The following is a 17,349-nucleotide window of genomic DNA, read 5'->3' as shown; positions in this document are numbered from 1 at the left end:
ATGGTCGGGACTCATCCCTCGCACCACGGCAGTCCTCTCGCGCTCGCCGTCGACATCGGTGGCACGAAGGTGGCTGCGGCATTGGTCGACGACCAGGGCTTCCTCGTGCCGGGCAGCACCGCGCGGGCCGCCACGGGTGGAGTCGGTAATGCCGCCGGGCTGACACGCAACATCGTCGGGGTGGTGGTCGACGTGCTGCGGACGGCGCCGCGCGGCGCCCGGATCGTCGGTGTCGGCATCGGATCCGCCGGCCCTGTCGACCTGGCGCGGGGTGCCGTTTCCCCTAAGAATCTGGCCGCTCTGGATCGGTTCCCGGTCGTCGACGTGGTCGCGCGGGCGGTCCGGGCAGAGCTGGGTGACGACAGCCGCGACGTGCCGGTGGTGTTGCGTCTCGACGGTACCTGCATCGCGCTGGCGGAACGGTGGCGGGGCGCCAACCGCGGTGCCCGCCATTCGATGGCGATCGTCGTGTCCACCGGCGTCGGCGGCGGCATCATCCTCGATGGGAACATGGTTTCGGGTGCGTCGGGCAATGCGGGCCACATCGGCCAGCTGCGTCTGCGCCCCGCGGACGCAGGCGGCCCGAGCGACTCTGGAACCCTCGAGGGCATCGCGGCCGGGCCACGCACGGTGGCATGGGCTCAGAGCCGAGGTTGGCTCGGGCGGACGGGCGAGCAGCTCGCCGCGTCGTACGCAGACGGCGACCCCATAGCGAGAGCCGCCGTGCGGCGGTCGGCCGAAGCCGTCGGGTTGGCGATCAGTAATGTGACAACCCTGCTCGATCTCGAGGCGGTCGCCATCGGTGGCGGGTTCGCGAATGTGGCGCCCGACTACATCGACTTGGTGCGGGCGGCGGCGGCAGAGAGCGCGCTGTTCCCCTACGCCTCCGCCGTCACGATCCGACCGACGGGTCTTGCGGGAGACGGCCCATTGGTCGGTGCCGCGGCCCTGGTGCACCGGGCGTGCGACGTGGCACCCCGGGGTGCGGCCGAGCTGCAGTCGGCGCAGCCCGATCTAGCCGAGGGTGTCCGTGAGGAAGGCGACGACGTCGGCGTTCATGCGGGCGTGGAAAGCCTCGCGGTCGAAGCCTGACGGGTCTTGGGAGGGCGGGAAACTCGCGTTCTGCATCACCTCGGGGAACGGGGTGAGGAACGAGAAGTGGCCGCCGTTCTCGACGATCTCGTGCCGCACGAGCGCACGGTCGGGCACGCCGTCGAGCACAATATCGCCCTGCCACGCGGGGGTGTGCTTGTCGTGTTCGCCCGACATCAGCAGAATCGGCACCTCCACATTGCGCAGCGCCGTCTCCTCCTGGAACCACGGCGTCGCGGGCGCGAGCAACACCAGCGCCCCGACGCGACGACTCGTGCGCGGGTGCAGCTTCTCGGGTTCGCCCGACTCGGTTTCGCGCGCGAAAGCCGTCGGCACGGCGCCCGCGGCGGCCAGCACCGAGTAGCCGCCCATCGAATGCCCGATGAGGCCGACATCCGTGGGGCGCACCACCGGCGCGAAACGAGGGTCGCTCAGCATGAACTGAATGACCTCGACCACATGTCGCGGCCGGTCGACCAGGTTCGCCACCCGCCCATAGGAGGCGTTGTCGCCGATACTGTTGCCCGGATGCGTGGGCGCCGCGACGACGAAACCGGCGCGAGCCAGCGCCGCAGCGAGGTCACGGTAGAGCAGGGGCGAGCCGCCGTTGCCGTGCGACAGGACGACGAGCGGATACCGCGAACCATCGGCGGGCGGGGCGACCTCGGCGTCGAGGGCGACGCTCTCCGTGTAGGGGCCTAGCTGGGTCGGCTGCTCGCGCGAATCGGTCGGATACATGACCAACACCGGGAAGGGCGCCCCGGTCTCGTCGTCGTGAACCTCGACCCACCGGCATCCCGCGTTCTTCTGCATTCTGTTAAGGGTAGCCGGGGTCGAATGCGGCGCCGTCATAGGCTGAGCGGATGGGGGAACACAGCATCGAGGTCACCGACAGTGTCGTGCCGGGGCCGCACGGCGGCGTCCCGATTCGGCAATACGTCGACCCCGGGCATCCGCGCCCGGCCGCGCACGTGGTGTGGGTGCACGGTGGAGGTTTCATCCGGGGCAGCCTGGAGCTGCCGGAGTCGGATCAGGTGGCGCGGGCGCTCGCCGCCGAGGGGATCGCGACGACCGCGGTGGGCTATCGACTCGTTCGCCCCTCGCTGAGCCGCGCCGCCCACACCGCCGACAACCGGCGGGCGCGATCGCGCAACCGCTTCCCGGTGCCGCTCGACGACGTCGTCGCGGTCGTGCGGCAGGTCCAGGAGCAGCACCCCGAGGGCGTCATCCTGGGCGGTGCGAGCGCCGGCGCGTGCCTCTCGGCCGGTGCCGTCATGCGGCTCGTGGCCGACGGTGACGCTCCGCTTCTCGGCACTTTCTTCACCTACGGGTTCTTCCACGCGCGCCTTCCGAAGGGCCCGTGCGAGGACCGGCCTCGGTCGCGGGGCCATCGCCGATACTCGCACTCGGCGGCGCTGCTCGACATCCTGAACCGCATCTATGTCGGCGATCCCGCCGTTCTCCGTGATCCGACGGCGTTCGCGGGCGGGCACGACTTGAGCGGCTTCCCGCCGTCCCTCCTGCTGGATGCCGACCGCGACACCATGCGCGCGTCGGGCGGGCAGTTCGGGCGCGAGCTCGTGGCCGCCGGTGTCGAGACCGATTACAGCGTGATGGCCGGGACGGCGCACGCCTTCCTCAACCGGCCACTCGACCCGGCGTTTCGCCCGGCGATCGATCACATTTCTGAGTGGGTGCGCGCGCGAAGCCTCATTGACCCGCAATGAGAAATGCTTCGGCTGCACTCGGGGTGTCTGACCGGCCGTGGCATAGGGTCAACCGTGTGAACACATTCGAGGCGACCCGGCCCGGCCACCCGCCGCGGTGCGCCGCATGATCGACCTCCTGCGCGACCGCCGCCGGCTCATCCTCGTCGATGTCGCCACCGGTCTGGTCGTCGCGCTGCTGGCCGTGTTCCCGCCGCTCGAGGTCAACGCCGCCGGCATCCTCACCGCCCTGCTCGCTTTCCTGGCGATCGGATGCCGCAACGTCTCGCCCCTCGCCAGCCTCGCGCTAGTGTGGCTGCTCGCCATCGCCCAGCTCGTCCTGAGCGAGCGCCCGGGTTTCGCCGACCTCGCGCTCCTCCTCGTCCTCTACGCGTGCGCCCGCCGCGGAACCCGCTGGGAGTTGGGCGCCGCAGCCGTCTCCGCGCTGGCCGGCGGCATCATGGCCTCCTCCTACCTGACGCAGACGGGAACGCGCTACGCCCAGATGGCCTACGGCTCGACCGAGGGGCAGATCGCCGCGTCGGTCGCACCCGTCGTCGTGCTCGCATCCGCCTGGCTGTTGGGGTTCGCCGTGCGGGCCCTGCGCTCGCAGCGCATCGAGGCCGGCCGCCGCGTCGAGGCCGAGACCGAGATGGTGAAGGCGCTCGACAGCGCCGAGTTCGAGCGGTTGCGGGCCACGATGGCGCGCGACGTGCACGACGTGGTGGGGCATTCGCTCGCCGTGATCATCGCGCAGGCCGACTCGACCGAGTTCATCCACGACGAGGCTCGGTTGCGGCAGGTTTCGGCGACCATCGCGGCAACGGCCCGGCGGTCGCTGCTCGAGGTGCGGCAGGTGCTGAACGGCGACCCGGCCGCGGGCATCGACGACGAGACCATCGACCTGGATGCCCTGATCGAGCAGGTTCGCGAGTCGGGCGTCGCCATCGAGCGCGTCGTCCGGGGCCAGCCGCGGCTGCACGATGCGGGCCTGCGCCTCGTCATCCGTCGCGTGGCTCAGGAGATGCTGACGAACGCCATCCGACACGGGGATGCCCGTCAGCCCGTGGCCTTTCGCGAGACCTGGCGCGCTCACGACGTCGTCATCGAGGTAGAGAATCGAGTGGGACTCACCCGCAACCCCGGCTCGGGGTCGGGAGTCCGAGGAATGCGCGCACGCGTCGAAGGGATGGGCGGCATGTTGGAGGCCGAGGCCGTTGACGGCGTCTATACCGCGCGGGCCCGCATTCCGGTGACGGCGGCCGAGTCGGTGTCTTCGCCGGCATCCGGGTCGGCTCCGAGGTCGGCACCCGCGGCGGCGTCTGTGACCGCGTCGCCCTCTTCCCCGGCGCCGGCGACGGGGGTGGTTCGTCATGACTGACAGCGCGCCCATCCGCATCCTGCTGGTCGACGATCAGGAGCTGTTCCGCGGCGGTGTGCGTGTGGCGCTCGAAGCGCAGCCCGATTTCGCGGTCGTGGGTGAGGCGGCGAACGGGCGCGAGGCGTTACGCCTGATCGACGAACTCGGGCCCGAGGTGGTGCTGCTCGACATCCGGATGCCTGTGCTCGACGGCGTCGAGACGGTGCGCGCGATCTTCGGGGCGGATGCTGGGAGTGAAAGCCCCTCGAAACCGCGCGTCATCATGCTCACCACCTTCGCGCTCGATCGCGCTGCGGCAACCGCGATACGGCTGGGCGCGAGCGGCTTCCTGCTCAAGGATGCGACGCCGAGCTTCCTGGCCGAGGCCATCCGCACGGTGCACGCGGGCAACACCGTCCTGGCACCCGACGAGCTGTCGCAGCTGTTCTCGGCCGATGTGCAGCGCGCCGCCCCGACGCCGGCGCCCGAGATCTTCCGCCAGCTGAGCGTGCGCGAGCGGGCGGTCTTCTTCGCGGTCGCCCAAGGTGCAACTAACGCCGAGGTGGCCGAGCGGCAGTTCATCAGCGAGTCGACGGTCAAGGGCCACGTCTCCAGCATCCTGAGCAAGCTTCAGCTGCGTGACCGCGTGCAGCTCGTCGTCTTCGCGCACGACCACCGGCTGACCGAAGACCGGGTCTGACGTACCGGCGAAACGCGTCGATGGGATGATCCGACGCGGTACCGCCCGCCGTTCCCCGCCCCCAGCTGCCGCGAAAAGCTGAGGGTATGAACAAGAACACCCTGTCTCCGCCGCTACTTTCGCCGGTGCTGTCACCGTCGCATTCGCCCCGCCGTGCCGCCGGCGCCCTGCTCCTCGCCGCGCTCGTGCTCGTGTCGGCCACGGGCTGCGGGGCCGCCCGCAATGCGCTCGACAACCCCGGGCACACGCTCGTCGACGGTCTCCGGGGCGGCGACTCTGCCGCGGCGCCGGGCGAGGGGGATGGTTCGGGCGACGGTACCTGGGGTGACGACTCGTCCGGTGGGTCGGCCGATAACGGATCGGCGGAGGGTGACATCGACTCGTCCGAGCTCACGGCCGACGACGGCTACCCGGTCTACGGCGAGCGGTTCGGGCTGAGCGACGACGTCCCCGCCGTCACCAACCTCGACCCCACCCTCCTCGACGCCCTGCGCCGCGCCGCCTCGGCCGCCCGCGCCGACAACGGCACCGAGATCACGCTCACGGCGGGATGGCGCAGCGAGCGTTACCAGCGCTACCTGTTCCAGCAGGCCGTCCATAGATACGGCAGCGTGCAGGAGGCGTCGCGCTGGGTTATGCCGGGCACGACGTCGAAGCACCTCGCGGGCCAGGCCGCCGATGTCGCGACGGTCGACGCCATGGAGTGGCTGACATCATCCGGCGCCCGTTTCGGCCTCTGCCAGGTCTACTCCAACGAGAACTGGCACTTCGAACTCACGGCCCACAAGGGCGTCTGCCCGCCCCTCCTCACGGACTCCTCCGGCTCCTGACGGGTCTAGACATCGGGGTGAGCGCGGAGCACCATGGGGGCATGACCGAGACTCGCACTTCTTCGCCGACCCCGCGCTTGCGCCAGTTCGTGCTCGACGCCGAAGATTCGCGGGCGCTCGCCGAGTTCTACCACCACCTCACGGGGCTTCCCTATATCGAGGGGGATGAGCCGCGCACCGACGGCGCACCCGAAGGTTCTAATGCAAACTTCCTCGTCTTGACTGACGCGGATGGTGTGCGGCGCCTCGCATTCCAGAAGGTGCCCAGCATGCCTCCACCCACCTGGCCCGAGGGTCCGCGCCCCCAGATGATGCACCTCGATTTCGAGGTCGCCTCAGATGCTGAGCTGCAGGCCGTGCGGCAGCGCGCCCTCGATCTGGGTGCCACGGTTCTCGACGACCGTGCGGATGACGCCGACGAACGTCTCATCGTCTTCGCCGACCCGGCGGGCCACCCGTTCTGCGTCTTCATCCCGGCCGGCTGAATGGACCGCGGCGCCGGCATCCGATCGACCCGAGCCGCCGGTTAACCCTGGCCGCTAGTCGACTTTCAGCCCGCGGATGATGAGAGCCGCGACCGCACGCGCTTCGGCCACCCACTCGGGCCGGTCGGTGGCGCCGCCGATGCCGTGTAACGCGATCATGACGGATGCCGGGGTGACGTCATCTCGGATCACCCCGTCTGCAGCGGCCCGACCCATGAGGTCGGCGAGCGTGCGTTCGAGTTCGTTCCCGCCCTCGGCTTGGGTGGCGGGGTCGACGACCGTGGCGAGTGTGCGCGCGAGGGCGGCGTGCTCGACCACGTAGTCGACGAAAGCGCGCAGGAACGCGTCTAGGCTCTCGGCGGCCGGTCCCGTCGAGTCGCGGGCCTGCTCGCACAGCGCGACCACTTCGCCGCGATAGACCGCGGCCGCCAGCGCCTCGCGCGTGGGGAAGTGTCGGTAGAGGGTTCCGACTCCGACGCCGGCCCGGGCCGCGAAGTCGTCGAAGCGCAGCTGCTCGTCGTGTTCGAAGACGGACCGCGCAGCCGCGATGATCGCGTCCCGGTTGCGGCGGGCGTCGGCTCTCAGCGGTTTTTCCTCAGGCATGGCACTTTCCGTTGACATGTGGAGACAGTCTCCATATAGTCCTAAGTGGAGACAACCTCCACACTATCGGATGGGTACGTCGTGAAAATTCTCATGTTCGGTCGCGGAGTCATCGCGACGATTTACGGTCGGGCGTTTCAGGCGGCGGGCCATGAGGTCGATTTCTACGTGCGCCCCGGGCGGGCCGCCGACTATTCAACCGATGTGCAGATGGAGATCATCGATGGTCGCCTCGCACCCCTCGGTCGAGAGACCAGCGCCACTTTCGCGCCGCGACTGCGCGAGTCGATCGACCCGGGGGATGAGTTCGACCTCGTCGTGCTCAGTGTCGGGCATCATCGCCTGAGCGAGGCGGCCGCCTTTCTCGCCCCGCGAATCGGCGCTGCGCCCGTGCTGGTCTTCGGCAACATCTGGCAAGAGCCCCTCGACGCCATAGCGCCGCTCCCGGCCGACCAGGTCGTCTTCGGTTTCCCGCAGGCGGGCGGCGGCTTCGACGAAAACGGCGTCCTGCGGGGCGCGCTGGTCGGCTCGGTCATCCTGGGTGCATCTAATACGGCGGCCACAAAACCTCATCGGGTGGCGCGAGCGGCCTTCGCGCAAGCCGGCATCGGTGGGAGGGAGGAAGAGGACATGCGCGGATGGCTGATGCTGCACGTCGCCCTCGACGCCGGTATGTTTTCGCAGGCTCTGCGCGTCGGCGGGCTGGCGAAGATGGTGGGTGACCCCCGGGCGCTCCGTGGTGCCTTTCTCACAAGCCGAGAATTGCTCCCCGTGCTGGCCGCGCGGGGCGTCGATCTCCGGAGGCACCGCGCGGCGGCGATCCCCACGCGTTTCCCTCTGCTGATCGGCGCGCTGACGGCCGCGGCCAGTGCGGCCCTCCCGATCGCGCGGGCCAGCCTGGCGGCGCACACTGACCCCAACGCGGCCGAACCCCGAGCGGTCCTCGACGACACCCTGCGCACCGCCCGCGAGCTCGGCATCGCGGTTCCGCGCCTCGAGCACGCGCTGCGCGGCGCGTAACCACCCCGCCGCACCGCGCGCGCCCTGCGGGTCCATCTTCGCGGTCAGAGACCCGCGCGGCTCACGTCGTAGGTCACGCGCACGAGCCCGTCGCCCTCGCTGCTGTGGTGGCCACGCAGCGTGAGGTGCACATCCTCGGTCAGCTCACCGAAGAGCCGGGCGCCCTGTCCGATCAGGATCGGCGCAATCGACACGGTCAGCTCGTCGACGAGCCCGGCCGCGAGGAACGACTGGATCGTTCTTCCCCCATCGATATAGACCCGTGCGGCAGCTTCGGCGTCGAGGAGCCCACGCGCCTCGTCCACCGTGCGCGCCACGGCGACGCGGTCATCCGCCTGGAGGGTCGTGCTGAGCACGATCACACGCTTGCCCCCGAACGGCCACTCCTCGAACCCGAGCACCGTCTCATAGGTCGACCGCCCCATGACGAGCGTGTCGACCGTCGGGAAGAAGGTCTCCCACTCGAGCGCAGGGTGGGCGGTCGACTCGGCCGTGTGTGGCCGCACCGCCGGGTCGGTCAACCAGTCGAGGTCGCCGTCGGGCCGCGCGATGAAGCCATCCAGGCTCATGCCGATGAAAACGCAGCCGGTCCATGTGCGGGGGTCTGTCATGTCGTGCCTTTCGAAGGGTAGCGGCGGCAGGGGGGAGGTCTTGACGATCGTAGGGATGGCCACCGACATCCGTTCCGCATTCTCGATTGGACTGGCGGCGAAGCGATGCATTGGTCTGCGCCCGTCGCCTGTTGTACGTACAGACTGGACTATACGTACTGGCCGGGCTAGAGTACGAGGGGCGGCGCGCCCCGCGCCGCACAACGAAGCGAAGGATGTTCGGCGCGACGAAGCGCGTTTCGACGGCTCGGCCCACTGAGCCAGCCGCCCGGGCCGCAGGTCGAGGGCGCGCGCGTCCGAACTCGAAAGGAATGTCATGCCTTTGGTCAGCGGTCTCGACGTCATCACCGAGTGTGGGGAGCGCGGCCTCGTCGCCGGTGCCTTCAACACCACCAACCTCGAGACGACGATGGGCATCGTGGCGGCCATCGACCGCGTGAAGGTGCCGACCTTCATTCAGGTCGCGCCCACCAACGTGGCGCTGTCGGGCTACGCCTACATCTACGACATGGTCGCCCGCCGCCTCGAAGACACCGACGTGCCCGTGGCGCTACACCTCGACCACGGCAAGAACCTGCAGGCCGTCGAAGACGCCCTGGCCGCTGACTTCACCTCGATCATGATCGACGCATCCGAGGAGCCCTACGACGAGAACGTGCGCATCTCGGCGATCGCCCGCGGGCTGACTCCCGCCACGCTCGCGCTCGAGGCCGAGCTCGGCAGCATCGGGGGCAAGGAAGACGACCACGGTCCCGAGATCGAGTCGACCACGAACCCGGCCCAGGTCGAGGACTTCGTGCGCGCCGTGAACCCCGACATGCTCGCTGTGTCGGTGGGCAATGTGCACGGGTATTCGCCGACCGCGGCCATTGATTTTGATCTCCTGGCCCAGGTGCGCGACGCGAGCGCCGTCCCCCTGGTCGTGCACGGAGGCTCGGGTCTGCCCGCCGAGCAGCTGAGTCGCCTGGCCGAGTTCAACGTGGTCAAGGTGAACGTGGCCAGCGACCTGCGCAACGCCATGATCCGCACGTTCGGCGAATCGTTCAACGCCAATCCCAACGAGGTGTCGCTCATCCGCGTCTCGACCGAGGCCGTGACCGCGATCGCCGATGTGGTCGAGCGCCGCATCCGCACGCTGAACCCGTCGGTCGCCTGACGACTCGGCCCCGCGCATGCACATGCTGCCCACCATCACGATCGACATCGGCACGACGAGCGTCAAGCTGCGCGCGTTCGACGCCTCGAGCATCCCCCTCGCCTCGGAGACTCACGCGACACCTACCGTGCGCGACGCCTGGGGCGAGATCTACGACCTGGATGCTTTGACCGGCTACATCGAGCGATTCATCCGGGGGCTCGAGGATGCCGACCGCGCGAGCATGCAGCGCGTCGCCGTCACGGGCGTGGGCGAATCGGGTGGACTCGTACGCGCGGACGGCAGCCTCGCCTCGCCCATGATCCTGTGGCACGACCATCGTGGGGCCGATCTGCTCGCGCCTCTCGATGACGCCGAACGCTTGCGCATCTACGAGATCACGGGCCTGCCGGTGAACGCGAACTACGGCCTGTCGAAGGCCGCCTGGGCCGTCGCGCACGCCGACGACGCCTCGGATGCGCAGTGGCTCAACGTGGCCGAATATGTGGCGGCACGCCTGACGGGCGTGCGCTGGTCGGAGTACTCGCTCGCCAGTCGCACCATGGCGCTCGATCTGACGACCCGCACCTGGTCGGCCGAGGCATCCGCCCTGCTCGGCCTCGACGTCGCACTCTTCCCCGAACTGCGCCCGGCCCGGGTCGGCGAGCCGCTCAGCCCGTCGGTCGCCGCGCGCCTCGGGCTCTCTGATGGCGTGCGCGTGCACGTGGCCGGTCACGACCACATTGTCGGCGGCGTCGGTGCCGACCTGCGCGCGGGCGAGCTGCTCAACTCGACGGGCACCACCGAGGGGCTCCTCTTCTTGCGCGACGCACCCCGCCTCGACGCGCAGACCGCCCGCACCAAGCTCGCCAACGGCATCGCGTGCACGGGCGACGATTTCACGCTCTTCGCGTCGATCCCCACGGGTGGTTCGGCCTTCGCCACGCTGCAATCGCTGCTGTCGCTGACCCCAGAGCAGCTGTCGGGCCACGTGGCCCAGCTGTCCGAACGGTATGCCGCCGGCGATATCGACCTCGACGCCATGCCGCTCGTGCTGCCGCAGTTCCGGGGCAGCCCGCCGCCCACCAAGCGCGCATCGGCCCGCGGCGTGATGTCGGGCATCCGCACCGACACGACGGCCGCGGACCTGATCTTCGGATGCTTCCTCGGGCTCGCTCTGCAGTTCCGAGACGTGCTCGACCTCTTCGGGCAACAGGCCGAGGTCATCAAGGTCATCGGCCCCGCCAGCGCGAACCCCCTGTGGCTGCAGCTCAAGGCCGACCTTTTGGGAGTTCCGCTGAGCGTGTCTCAGGTCTCCGAGGTCGTCTCCCGGGGCGCCCAGGCGCTTGCGTCAGGTGCCCCGAGCTCGTGGCTCGACTGCGACCCCCGCGATGTCGAGGTCGACGACCGTCGCCGCGATCGGCTCGCGGAATGGGACGCCGACATCCGCCCCCAGTGGGATGACCTGAAGGGCCTGGAGCGATGACGCTTGTCGCAGGAATCGATTCATCGACGCAGGCCTGCAAGGTCACGGTGCGAGACGTCGCAACGGGTGTGCGCGTGCGCGAGGGCAAGGCGAGCCATCCGCCCGACAGCATCGTCGACCCCGAGGTGTGGTGGCGCGCCCTGCTCGAGGCCGTGCGCCATGCGGGTGGGCTCGACGATGTTGCCGCGATCTCGGTCAGCGGGCAGCAACACACGCCCATCTTCTTGGATGCCGGGGGCACACCGGTCGCCCCGTCGCCGCTCTGGAACGACACCGGGTCACACCCGCATATGCTCGCCCTCAACGAGGAGCTCGGCCGCGACGAGTGGATCCGCCGCACGGGTCTGCCGCTCACGCTCTCCGACACGGCGCCCAAACTGCGGTGGCTGCGCGACACCGACCCCGAGGCCGCGCGACGCACCGACGCCGTCGCCATCGTGCACGACTGGCTCACGTGGCGGTTGATGGGCTTCGGCCCCGGTACGGGCGGAATCGATCAGCTGACGACGGACCGGTCGGAGGCCTCGGGCACCGGGTATTGGTCGGGCGTCACGGGCGAGTACACCCTCGACCTGTTCGAGCACGCGCTGGGCAGGAGCGCCGTGCTGCCCGAGGTGCTCGATCCACTCGGACGCGCGGGTGTCACCGGCGAGGGCATCCCGGGCATCCCCGCCGGCATCCCCCTCGGCGTGGGCAGTGGCGACAACGCGGCCGCGGCCCTCGCGCTCGGCCTCGAGGAGGGTGACGCCGTGCTGAGCCTCGGCACATCGGGCGTGGTCTATGCCCGAACCGCCGACCCGGTGCAGGACTACGCCGGCTACGTGTGCAGCTATGCCGACGCGACGGGAGACCACCTGCCGCTCGTGGCGACGCTGAACGCCGCGCGCAATCTGCACCTCGGGGCCGGTCTGCTCGGCTGCACGTATGCCGAACTCTCGGATCTCGCGCTCGACGCCCCCGCAGGCTCGGAGGGTCTGACCCTGCTGCCGTACTTCGAGGGTGAACGCACACCCGATCTGCCGCATGCCCGCGGTTCGCTGCACGGGGCGACGCTGACGAACTTCACGCGCGCCAATTTCGCGCGGGCCGTGGTGGAGGGCACGCTGGCCAGCCAGGTGGCCATGCTCGATGCGCTGCACGCGTGCGGTGTCGAGACCAACCGGCTGTTGCTCATCGGCGGCGCCGCGAAGAACCCGGCCGTGCAGAAGGTGCTCGCACAGATGGTCGCGCCACCGCTCTTGGTTCCCGAGTTCGACGAATACGTGACGAAGGGCACTGCCATGCAGGCCGTGGCCGCGCTCGACGGGGGTTTTCCCTCGTGGCCCGTCACCATGACGGAGTTGCCGCAGACGCCCCTGCAACCGCAGATCGCGGAGCAGCATCACGCGGCGCAGGCGGCGCTCGGCTACATCGATCCCGCCGACGCCCGGGCCTGAGGCGGCGCGGGCGCTATCGTCGTGTGCGGGCGCGGTGCCGAGCGGCCCTCATAACCCACACGGAGGAGGTGTCGAGCTGACCCGCACATTGCGCATCCCCGTCGCCTGCGGCGTCGACCTCGGCAGCACCAACACCAAGGTCGTGGCGCTCGACCGCTCGGGGGCCGTGGTCGCCCGCGCGAGCCGTCCGACGCCGCGCGACGCCGAGCTCTCGGTCAAGGCTGAGGCCCTCTTCGCGGTCGTCGAGGAGATGCTCATCGAGGTCTGCGGCGACGTCTACTCCATCCACGCCGTCTGCGTGGCCGGCGTGGGGGAGGACGGCGTCCTCGTCGACGACGACCTGCGGGTGCTGACGCCGCCGCTCACCTGGTTCGACCCGCGTCGGCGCGACATCTTCCGCGGGCTACGTGACCGTTTGCACGACGACGAGTCGTATGACGCCGAGACCGACGCCGTGCGCACGCTCGTCGGATGGTCGTGGGCGCGCGAACAGCGCGCGGCTGGGTCGGCCCGACACTGGCTCGCGCTGACCGATCTGGCGGCCGTTCGGTGGACGCGGCGCCCCTTCTTCAGCGACACCCTCGCCGCGCGCACTTCGGCGTGGCGCTCGACGGACCGGCGCTGGGCGTCGGAGCGCGTCGAGGTCACGCTCGGCTCGGCCGATCTGCTGCCCGAGGTGCTGACGACCGGCGAGATTGCCGGGCCGCTCGATTCGGCCACGTTGCGTGCGGCCGACGTCGTCGCCCCGGATGCGATCACCGTGGCGGGTGGGCACGACCACCCGATCGCCGGATGGGGTGTGCGGCAGATGATCCCGAACACGGTGCTCGACTCGATGGGCACGGCCGAGGTGGTCGTGGCCGAGGCGTCCGCGCCCGCGCCGCGCGGGGCGCACGTCGACGTCGGGCCGGGCATCCGTTCGAGCGGTTTCACGCTGCTGCGCGTCGAGGAACTGGCGCGCAACGTGCAGTGGGCGTCGCAGGATGCCGCCGTCGCGGATCAGATCCGCGCGATCCTCGTGGGCCGCGTCGAACCGCTGCCGCTCTGGGATTCGGGCATCTTCCTGCCGGGCGAGCGGGGTGGCGGCACGCCCGCGTTCGCCCCCGATGCACCGCGAGACCCTCTGGCGCTCGCGTCGGCCGTGCTCGGCGCGCTCGCTCGGGCGGGCCGCGACGCGGTCGATGCCGTCGGTGTGCCGGGTGGCGGGGTGCGGCTGGCGGGCGGCTGGGTGCGCTCGCCCGGGTGGATCGAGATCAAGTCGGCGGTGCACGGAACCCGGGCGGCCCCCATCCTCGAACCCGAGGTCACGGCCGTCGGTGCCGCTCTGCTCGCGGCCGCCGCGCGCGGGTGGGCCCCCGATGCCACGCTCGCCCTGGGCGGTTTCAGCACCGAGATGCTCGGCTGAGGTGACGTGTGCCTCAGCTCGCGGAAACGCTCACCTCGAGCGGGATCACGTCGGTGAGCACCCACGTCTCGTAGTAGTCGAACTTCGTGCCGCGGTCGTCCCACGACAGCGAGCGCACGCGCAGCACGGGCTCATCGGTGCCGACCTGCAGGTGCGCGGCAACGGTGTCGGGGGCGCGCAGGGCGTGGATGACGCGTTTCGCGCCGCTCGTGACGAAACCGGCGGCGCGCAGGCGCTCGTTCACCGAGGCGGATCCGTCGAGCACCTCGGAAGCGGTCGACATCGACTGTCCCGAGGCATCCGGGAACCAGTTCGTGCTGAACATGGCGATGCGCCCCTCGAGCGAGCGCACGCGTTCGAGGGCGAAGACGTCGTCGCCGGCGCCGACCTGCAGCGCGTCGGCCACATGCCGGGGCGGGCGGGTGAAGCGCGCATCGATGACGCGCGTTTCGATGCCCACGCGGCCGTGCCGGATCTGGGATTCGAGAAAACCTTCTTGCACGGTCCACCCGGATGTCTCGACGGGCGTGCTCGCGAACACACCGCGGCGGGGCACCCGGCGCGCGAACCCGTCGGTCTCGAGCTTCTGCAGCGTCTGTCGCACGGTCGCGCGCGACAGGCCGTATTCGCGGCAGAGCTCGGATTCGCTGGGCAGTCGCTCATCCGGCGGGATGGCTCCGTCGAGGATCTGCGCGCGCAAGATCTCGGCGAGCTGCTCGTAGTAGGGCACGGGTGAGGTGCGTTCGATGGTCTGCGACATTTCCACACTCCTTCGAGCGCCATCGTATAGCCCGATACCGGCACGCCGGTCGATTCGTATTGTCGAGACCCTCTGGTCAGGCCGCCTGTCCGGGTGGTACTGTCTGTACGTACAAGATCGAACGATCAGCAAGGTCGCTGACCCACCGGGCACCACTCGGGCCGCCACGACCGTGAGAGAGAACGGGCGCCCCGCCCGGCTCGCGACAAGTATTCGCAGCGCTGCGCTGCGTGACACGAGGGAAAATCAATGTCAGTGACGACGAGTATCCACTCCGATGGCCCGAAGGCCCAGGGGTTCATCGAAAAGATCGGAATTCCGAAACCCCTCGTCTGGGGTTTCGTCGGCCTGCTGCTGTTCATGATCGGCGACGGGGTCGAATCGGGCTACATCGCCCCGTTCCTCGCGGATAACGGCGCGGGCGGCGAGACCAACGCCGCCGTCATCATCACGGTTTACGGCCTCATGGTCACGCTCGGTTCCTGGTTGTCCGGCGCCCTCTCCGATGTGTGGGGCCCGCGCCGGGTCATGATCATCGGCCTCACTCTGTGGGCCGTGCTGCAGGTGCTCTTCCTCGCCGTGGCCCTGCCCACCGAGAACTTCACGCTCATGCTCGTGATCTACGGCCTGCGCGGCGTCGCCTACCCGCTCTTCGCCTACGGTTTCCTCGTGTGGGTGCTGGGTGCCAGCCCGGCCAACCGCCTCGGCAGCGCGGTCGGGTGGTTCTACTTCGCCTTCACGGGCGGTCTCCCCACGCTCGGCTCGCTCGTCGCCAGCGGCACCGTGCCATTCATCGGCCCCTATTGGACCTTCTGGGTGGCCCTCTCGCTCGTCGTCCTCGGCGGCGTTTTCGCCCTCGTCGGGTTGCGCAACGCGCAGGGCGGCGGCCGTCAGGCGGCGCCGCACATCACGACGGGTCGCAGCCTCATCGATAGCGTGGCCATCGCGTTTACCAACCCCCGCGTGGGGCTCGGCTGCCTCGTGCGCGTCATCAACACGGCGCCGCAATTCGGCCTCTTCGTCTTCTTCCCGACGATCTTCGCGGTCGATCTGGGCTTCGGGACGTCCGGATGGCTGCAGCTCGTCTTCATCCTCGGCGCCTCGAATATCTTCGCCAACCTGTTCTTCGGTGTGTTGAGCGACCGCCTCGGCTGGCACCGCACGCTGCGGTGGTTCGGCTGCATCGGTTCGGCCGTGGCCGTGCTCGCCTTCTACTTCCTGCCGCAGTATGTCGGCGACCAGTACTGGGTCTCGGCCCTCTGCGCCGCGTTCTTCGGCATCACGCTCGCCGGTTTCACGCCCATCTCGGTGCTCATGTCGCTCATGGCCCCCGCGCAGAAGGGCAACTCGATCGCCGTATTGAACCTCGGCGCCGGTGCGGCCACGTTCGTCGGCCCCGGTATCGTTGCACTCTTCCTCGCGCCTCTCGGCGCCGGTGGCGTCACGATCATCTTCGCCGTGCTGTACGTGCTCGCGGGCATCTCGGTGCGCTGGCTCCAGGTTCCCGACGAGGCCCAGCGCGTGGTCGAAGAGGGCGGAACCCTGCAGGCCTTCGCGGGCGACCCGGCCGCGGCGACGCGTTCGGCCAAGACCCGGGGCTGACGGTTCCCGCCGCGGGCCCGCAACGCCCCTCACCTATCGAACACCTTTGTGGAGTGAAAACATGACCGATCGAACAATGCGCGCCGCCGTCCTCGACGGAACGGGTGGAATCGACATCCGCAACCTGCCCGTGCCCCGCCCGGCGGCCGACGAGGTCGTCATCGCCCCGGTCGGAACGGGTGTGTGCGGAACCGATCTGCACCTGGCCTCGGGGGAGTACCCGCACGGGCGCTTCCCCGTCGTGCCCGGACACGAGTTCGCCGGCTACGTCACGGCGGTCGGGTCGGATGTCTCGACCTTCGCCGAGGGCGACTACGTGGGCGTCAACCCCAACATCTCCTGCGGCGTGTGCACGTGGTGCCGGCGCGGGGCCACGAACCTGTGCGTCAACATCCTGCCGGTCGGCGTGGCCGTGGATGGTTCGGTGGCCGAGTTCGTGGCCGTGCCCGCGCGCATCACGTTCCCCCTCGACGAGCGCATCACGCACCGCGCGGCGCCGCTCATCGAACCGTTCGCGTGCGTCCTGCACGCCCTCGAACGGGTGCCCGACTGGAAAGACCAGGAGCTCGTGATCTTCGGGGCCGGCTCGATCGGGCTCATGGCCGTCATCCTCGGTAATGCCGAAGGGGCCACGGGCATCCGCGTGGTCGAGCCCAACCCCGCGCGTCGCGAGGCCGCAGCCCAGCTCGGTGCGCTGCAGGCCGTCTCGTCGGTCGATGAGCTCGACCGGGACGTGTTCGATCTCGCGCTCGACGCCAGCGGGCATCCCGTGGCGATCGAGAACGCGATCTCGGTGCTCGGCCCGCGGGGACGCCTCGTGCAGATGGGGGTCGCGGCGCCGACGGCCAGCGTGCCCCTGCTGCCGTATGAGGTCTTCGCCAAGGAGCTCAGCATCATCGGTTCGAACTCGCTCGCCGAGAAGTACGGCGAATCGGCCGAGCGCATGGTCGAGTTGCAGGGCGAGCTCGAGGGCCTCGTCACGTCGACCTTCGGTATCGAGGACTACGCGGAGGCCATGGCTGCCGCCACACGCCCCGACCAGATCAAGGTGCAGATCGTCAACTGATCGGTCGGGCGCGCAGGCCGCGTGCCGAGAGCCCGTGCCCGGGCGTCGCCCC

Annotated in this window: 17 protein-coding genes; 13 read left to right on the top strand and 4 right to left on the bottom strand. The window is 69.8% G+C overall.

What is annotated here, in order from left to right:
• A complete protein-coding gene (locus ALI44B_RS08785; protein WP_077054350.1) occupies window positions 1–1,092 on the top strand; it encodes an ROK family protein in 1,092 nt (363 codons plus the stop codon).
• Here ALI44B_RS08785 and ALI44B_RS08780 read toward each other — a convergent pair.
• Window positions 1,015–1,905, bottom strand: coding sequence for an alpha/beta hydrolase family protein (locus ALI44B_RS08780; protein WP_077054349.1), 891 nt, complete (start codon window positions 1,903–1,905; stop codon window positions 1,015–1,017). The two genes, ALI44B_RS08785 and ALI44B_RS08780, sit on opposite strands and share 78 nt — an antisense overlap.
• A 50-nt stretch (window positions 1,906–1,955) precedes the next feature.
• Between ALI44B_RS08780 and ALI44B_RS08775 the strand changes: the two genes are divergently transcribed.
• From ALI44B_RS08775 to ALI44B_RS08755, 5 genes are all read left to right on the top strand, one after another.
• Complete coding sequence (locus tag ALI44B_RS08775; RefSeq protein WP_077054348.1) at window positions 1,956–2,819, top strand: alpha/beta hydrolase; 864 nt, start codon at window positions 1,956–1,958, stop codon at window positions 2,817–2,819.
• Window positions 2,820–2,925: 106 nt separating this feature from the next.
• Window positions 2,926–4,179, top strand: a complete 1,254-nt coding sequence (locus ALI44B_RS08770) for a sensor histidine kinase (RefSeq protein ID WP_077054347.1) — start codon at window positions 2,926–2,928, stop codon at window positions 4,177–4,179.
• Window positions 4,172–4,858, top strand: a complete 687-nt coding sequence (locus ALI44B_RS08765; RefSeq protein WP_077054346.1) for a response regulator — start codon at window positions 4,172–4,174, stop codon at window positions 4,856–4,858. The genes ALI44B_RS08770 and ALI44B_RS08765 overlap by 8 nt, the downstream gene beginning before the upstream one ends.
• Window positions 4,859–4,944: 86 nt before the next feature.
• A complete protein-coding gene (locus ALI44B_RS08760) occupies window positions 4,945–5,688 on the top strand; it encodes a D-alanyl-D-alanine carboxypeptidase family protein (RefSeq protein ID WP_083709778.1) in 744 nt (247 codons plus the stop codon).
• A gap of 41 nt (window positions 5,689–5,729) precedes the next feature.
• Window positions 5,730–6,173, top strand: a complete 444-nt coding sequence (locus ALI44B_RS08755) for a VOC family protein (protein ID WP_077054345.1) — start codon at window positions 5,730–5,732, stop codon at window positions 6,171–6,173.
• 54 nt (window positions 6,174–6,227) lie between these two features.
• On the opposite strand, the gene ALI44B_RS08750 is transcribed toward ALI44B_RS08755, so the two are convergent.
• On the bottom strand, window positions 6,228–6,776 hold the full coding sequence (locus ALI44B_RS08750; protein ID WP_077054344.1) for a TetR/AcrR family transcriptional regulator: 549 nt from the start codon (window positions 6,774–6,776) through the stop codon (window positions 6,228–6,230).
• A gap of 81 nt (window positions 6,777–6,857) precedes the next feature.
• Between ALI44B_RS08750 and ALI44B_RS08745 the strand changes: the two genes are divergently transcribed.
• The gene (locus ALI44B_RS08745) at window positions 6,858–7,796 is read left to right on the top strand and encodes a ketopantoate reductase family protein (protein WP_077054343.1); all 939 of its coding nucleotides are present in this window, start codon (window positions 6,858–6,860) and stop codon (window positions 7,794–7,796) included.
• A gap of 44 nt (window positions 7,797–7,840) precedes the next feature.
• On the opposite strand, the gene ALI44B_RS08740 is transcribed toward ALI44B_RS08745, so the two are convergent.
• The gene (locus ALI44B_RS08740; RefSeq protein WP_077055472.1) at window positions 7,841–8,407 is read right to left on the bottom strand and encodes a dihydrofolate reductase family protein; all 567 of its coding nucleotides are present in this window, start codon (window positions 8,405–8,407) and stop codon (window positions 7,841–7,843) included.
• A 316-nt stretch (window positions 8,408–8,723) separates the two neighbouring features.
• Here ALI44B_RS08740 and ALI44B_RS08735 point away from each other — a divergent pair, with 316 nt between their 5' ends.
• From ALI44B_RS08735 to ALI44B_RS08720, 4 genes are all read left to right on the top strand, one after another.
• Window positions 8,724–9,563: a class II fructose-bisphosphate aldolase gene (locus tag ALI44B_RS08735; RefSeq protein ID WP_077054342.1), complete on the top strand. Its 840-nt coding sequence runs from the start codon at window positions 8,724–8,726 to the stop codon at window positions 9,561–9,563.
• Between the two features lie 16 nt (window positions 9,564–9,579).
• Window positions 9,580–11,028, top strand: coding sequence for an FGGY-family carbohydrate kinase (locus ALI44B_RS08730; RefSeq protein WP_077054341.1), 1,449 nt, complete (start codon window positions 9,580–9,582; stop codon window positions 11,026–11,028).
• On the top strand, window positions 11,025–12,464 hold the full coding sequence (locus ALI44B_RS08725) for an FGGY family carbohydrate kinase (protein ID WP_077054340.1): 1,440 nt from the start codon (window positions 11,025–11,027) through the stop codon (window positions 12,462–12,464). Before ALI44B_RS08730 ends, ALI44B_RS08725 begins: the two co-directional genes overlap by 4 nt.
• A gap of 88 nt (window positions 12,465–12,552) precedes the next feature.
• Window positions 12,553–13,869 (top strand): FGGY-family carbohydrate kinase, encoded by a 1,317-nt coding sequence (locus ALI44B_RS08720; protein WP_077054339.1) that lies wholly within the window; start codon window positions 12,553–12,555, stop codon window positions 13,867–13,869.
• Between the two features lie 13 nt (window positions 13,870–13,882).
• Here the strand turns inward: ALI44B_RS08720 and ALI44B_RS08715 are convergent, their stop codons facing one another.
• The gene (locus ALI44B_RS08715; protein WP_077054338.1) at window positions 13,883–14,629 is read right to left on the bottom strand and encodes a GntR family transcriptional regulator; all 747 of its coding nucleotides are present in this window, start codon (window positions 14,627–14,629) and stop codon (window positions 13,883–13,885) included.
• Window positions 14,630–14,884: 255 nt separating this feature from the next.
• Here ALI44B_RS08715 and ALI44B_RS08710 point away from each other — a divergent pair, with 255 nt between their 5' ends.
• Both ALI44B_RS08710 and ALI44B_RS08705 read left to right on the top strand, forming a co-directional pair.
• Entirely contained in the window at window positions 14,885–16,231 is a 1,347-nt protein-coding gene (locus tag ALI44B_RS08710) for an MFS transporter (protein ID WP_202969374.1), read from the top strand.
• Between the two features lie 61 nt (window positions 16,232–16,292).
• Entirely contained in the window at window positions 16,293–17,297 is a 1,005-nt protein-coding gene (locus tag ALI44B_RS08705) for an alcohol dehydrogenase catalytic domain-containing protein (RefSeq protein ID WP_083709775.1), read from the top strand.
• Window positions 17,298–17,349 lie beyond the last annotated feature (52 nt).

The sequence above is a fragment of the Leifsonia sp. ALI-44-B genome (assembly GCF_001984125.1).
Taxonomy (GTDB): domain Bacteria; phylum Actinomycetota; class Actinomycetes; order Actinomycetales; family Microbacteriaceae; genus Okibacterium.
This window is presented reverse-complemented; position numbering and strand designations above follow the sequence as displayed.

Excerpts from the sequence above, each read along its gene's own strand:
- ALI44B_RS08725 (WP_077054340.1), top strand. The coding sequence starts at position 11,025 with ATGACGCTTGTCGCAGGAATCGATTCATCGACGCAGGCCTGCAAGGTC.
- ALI44B_RS08770 (WP_077054347.1), top strand. The coding sequence starts at position 2,926 with ATGATCGACCTCCTGCGCGACCGCCGCCGGCTCATCCTCGTCGATGTC.
- ALI44B_RS08780 (WP_077054349.1), bottom strand. The coding sequence starts at position 1,905 with ATGCAGAAGAACGCGGGATGCCGGTGGGTCGAGGTTCACGACGACGAG.
- ALI44B_RS08705 (WP_083709775.1), top strand. The coding sequence starts at position 16,293 with ATGACCGATCGAACAATGCGCGCCGCCGTCCTCGACGGAACGGGTGGA.
- ALI44B_RS08730 (WP_077054341.1), top strand. The coding sequence starts at position 9,580 with ATGCACATGCTGCCCACCATCACGATCGACATCGGCACGACGAGCGTC.
- ALI44B_RS08755 (WP_077054345.1), top strand. The coding sequence starts at position 5,730 with ATGACCGAGACTCGCACTTCTTCGCCGACCCCGCGCTTGCGCCAGTTC.
- ALI44B_RS08760 (WP_083709778.1), top strand. The coding sequence starts at position 4,945 with ATGAACAAGAACACCCTGTCTCCGCCGCTACTTTCGCCGGTGCTGTCA.
- ALI44B_RS08715 (WP_077054338.1), bottom strand. The coding sequence starts at position 14,629 with ATGTCGCAGACCATCGAACGCACCTCACCCGTGCCCTACTACGAGCAG.
- ALI44B_RS08750 (WP_077054344.1), bottom strand. The coding sequence starts at position 6,776 with ATGCCTGAGGAAAAACCGCTGAGAGCCGACGCCCGCCGCAACCGGGAC.
- ALI44B_RS08735 (WP_077054342.1), top strand. The coding sequence starts at position 8,724 with ATGCCTTTGGTCAGCGGTCTCGACGTCATCACCGAGTGTGGGGAGCGC.
- ALI44B_RS08775 (WP_077054348.1), top strand. The coding sequence starts at position 1,956 with ATGGGGGAACACAGCATCGAGGTCACCGACAGTGTCGTGCCGGGGCCG.
- ALI44B_RS08785 (WP_077054350.1), top strand. The coding sequence starts at position 1 with ATGGTCGGGACTCATCCCTCGCACCACGGCAGTCCTCTCGCGCTCGCC.
- ALI44B_RS08765 (WP_077054346.1), top strand. The coding sequence starts at position 4,172 with ATGACTGACAGCGCGCCCATCCGCATCCTGCTGGTCGACGATCAGGAG.
- ALI44B_RS08740 (WP_077055472.1), bottom strand. The coding sequence starts at position 8,407 with ATGACAGACCCCCGCACATGGACCGGCTGCGTTTTCATCGGCATGAGC.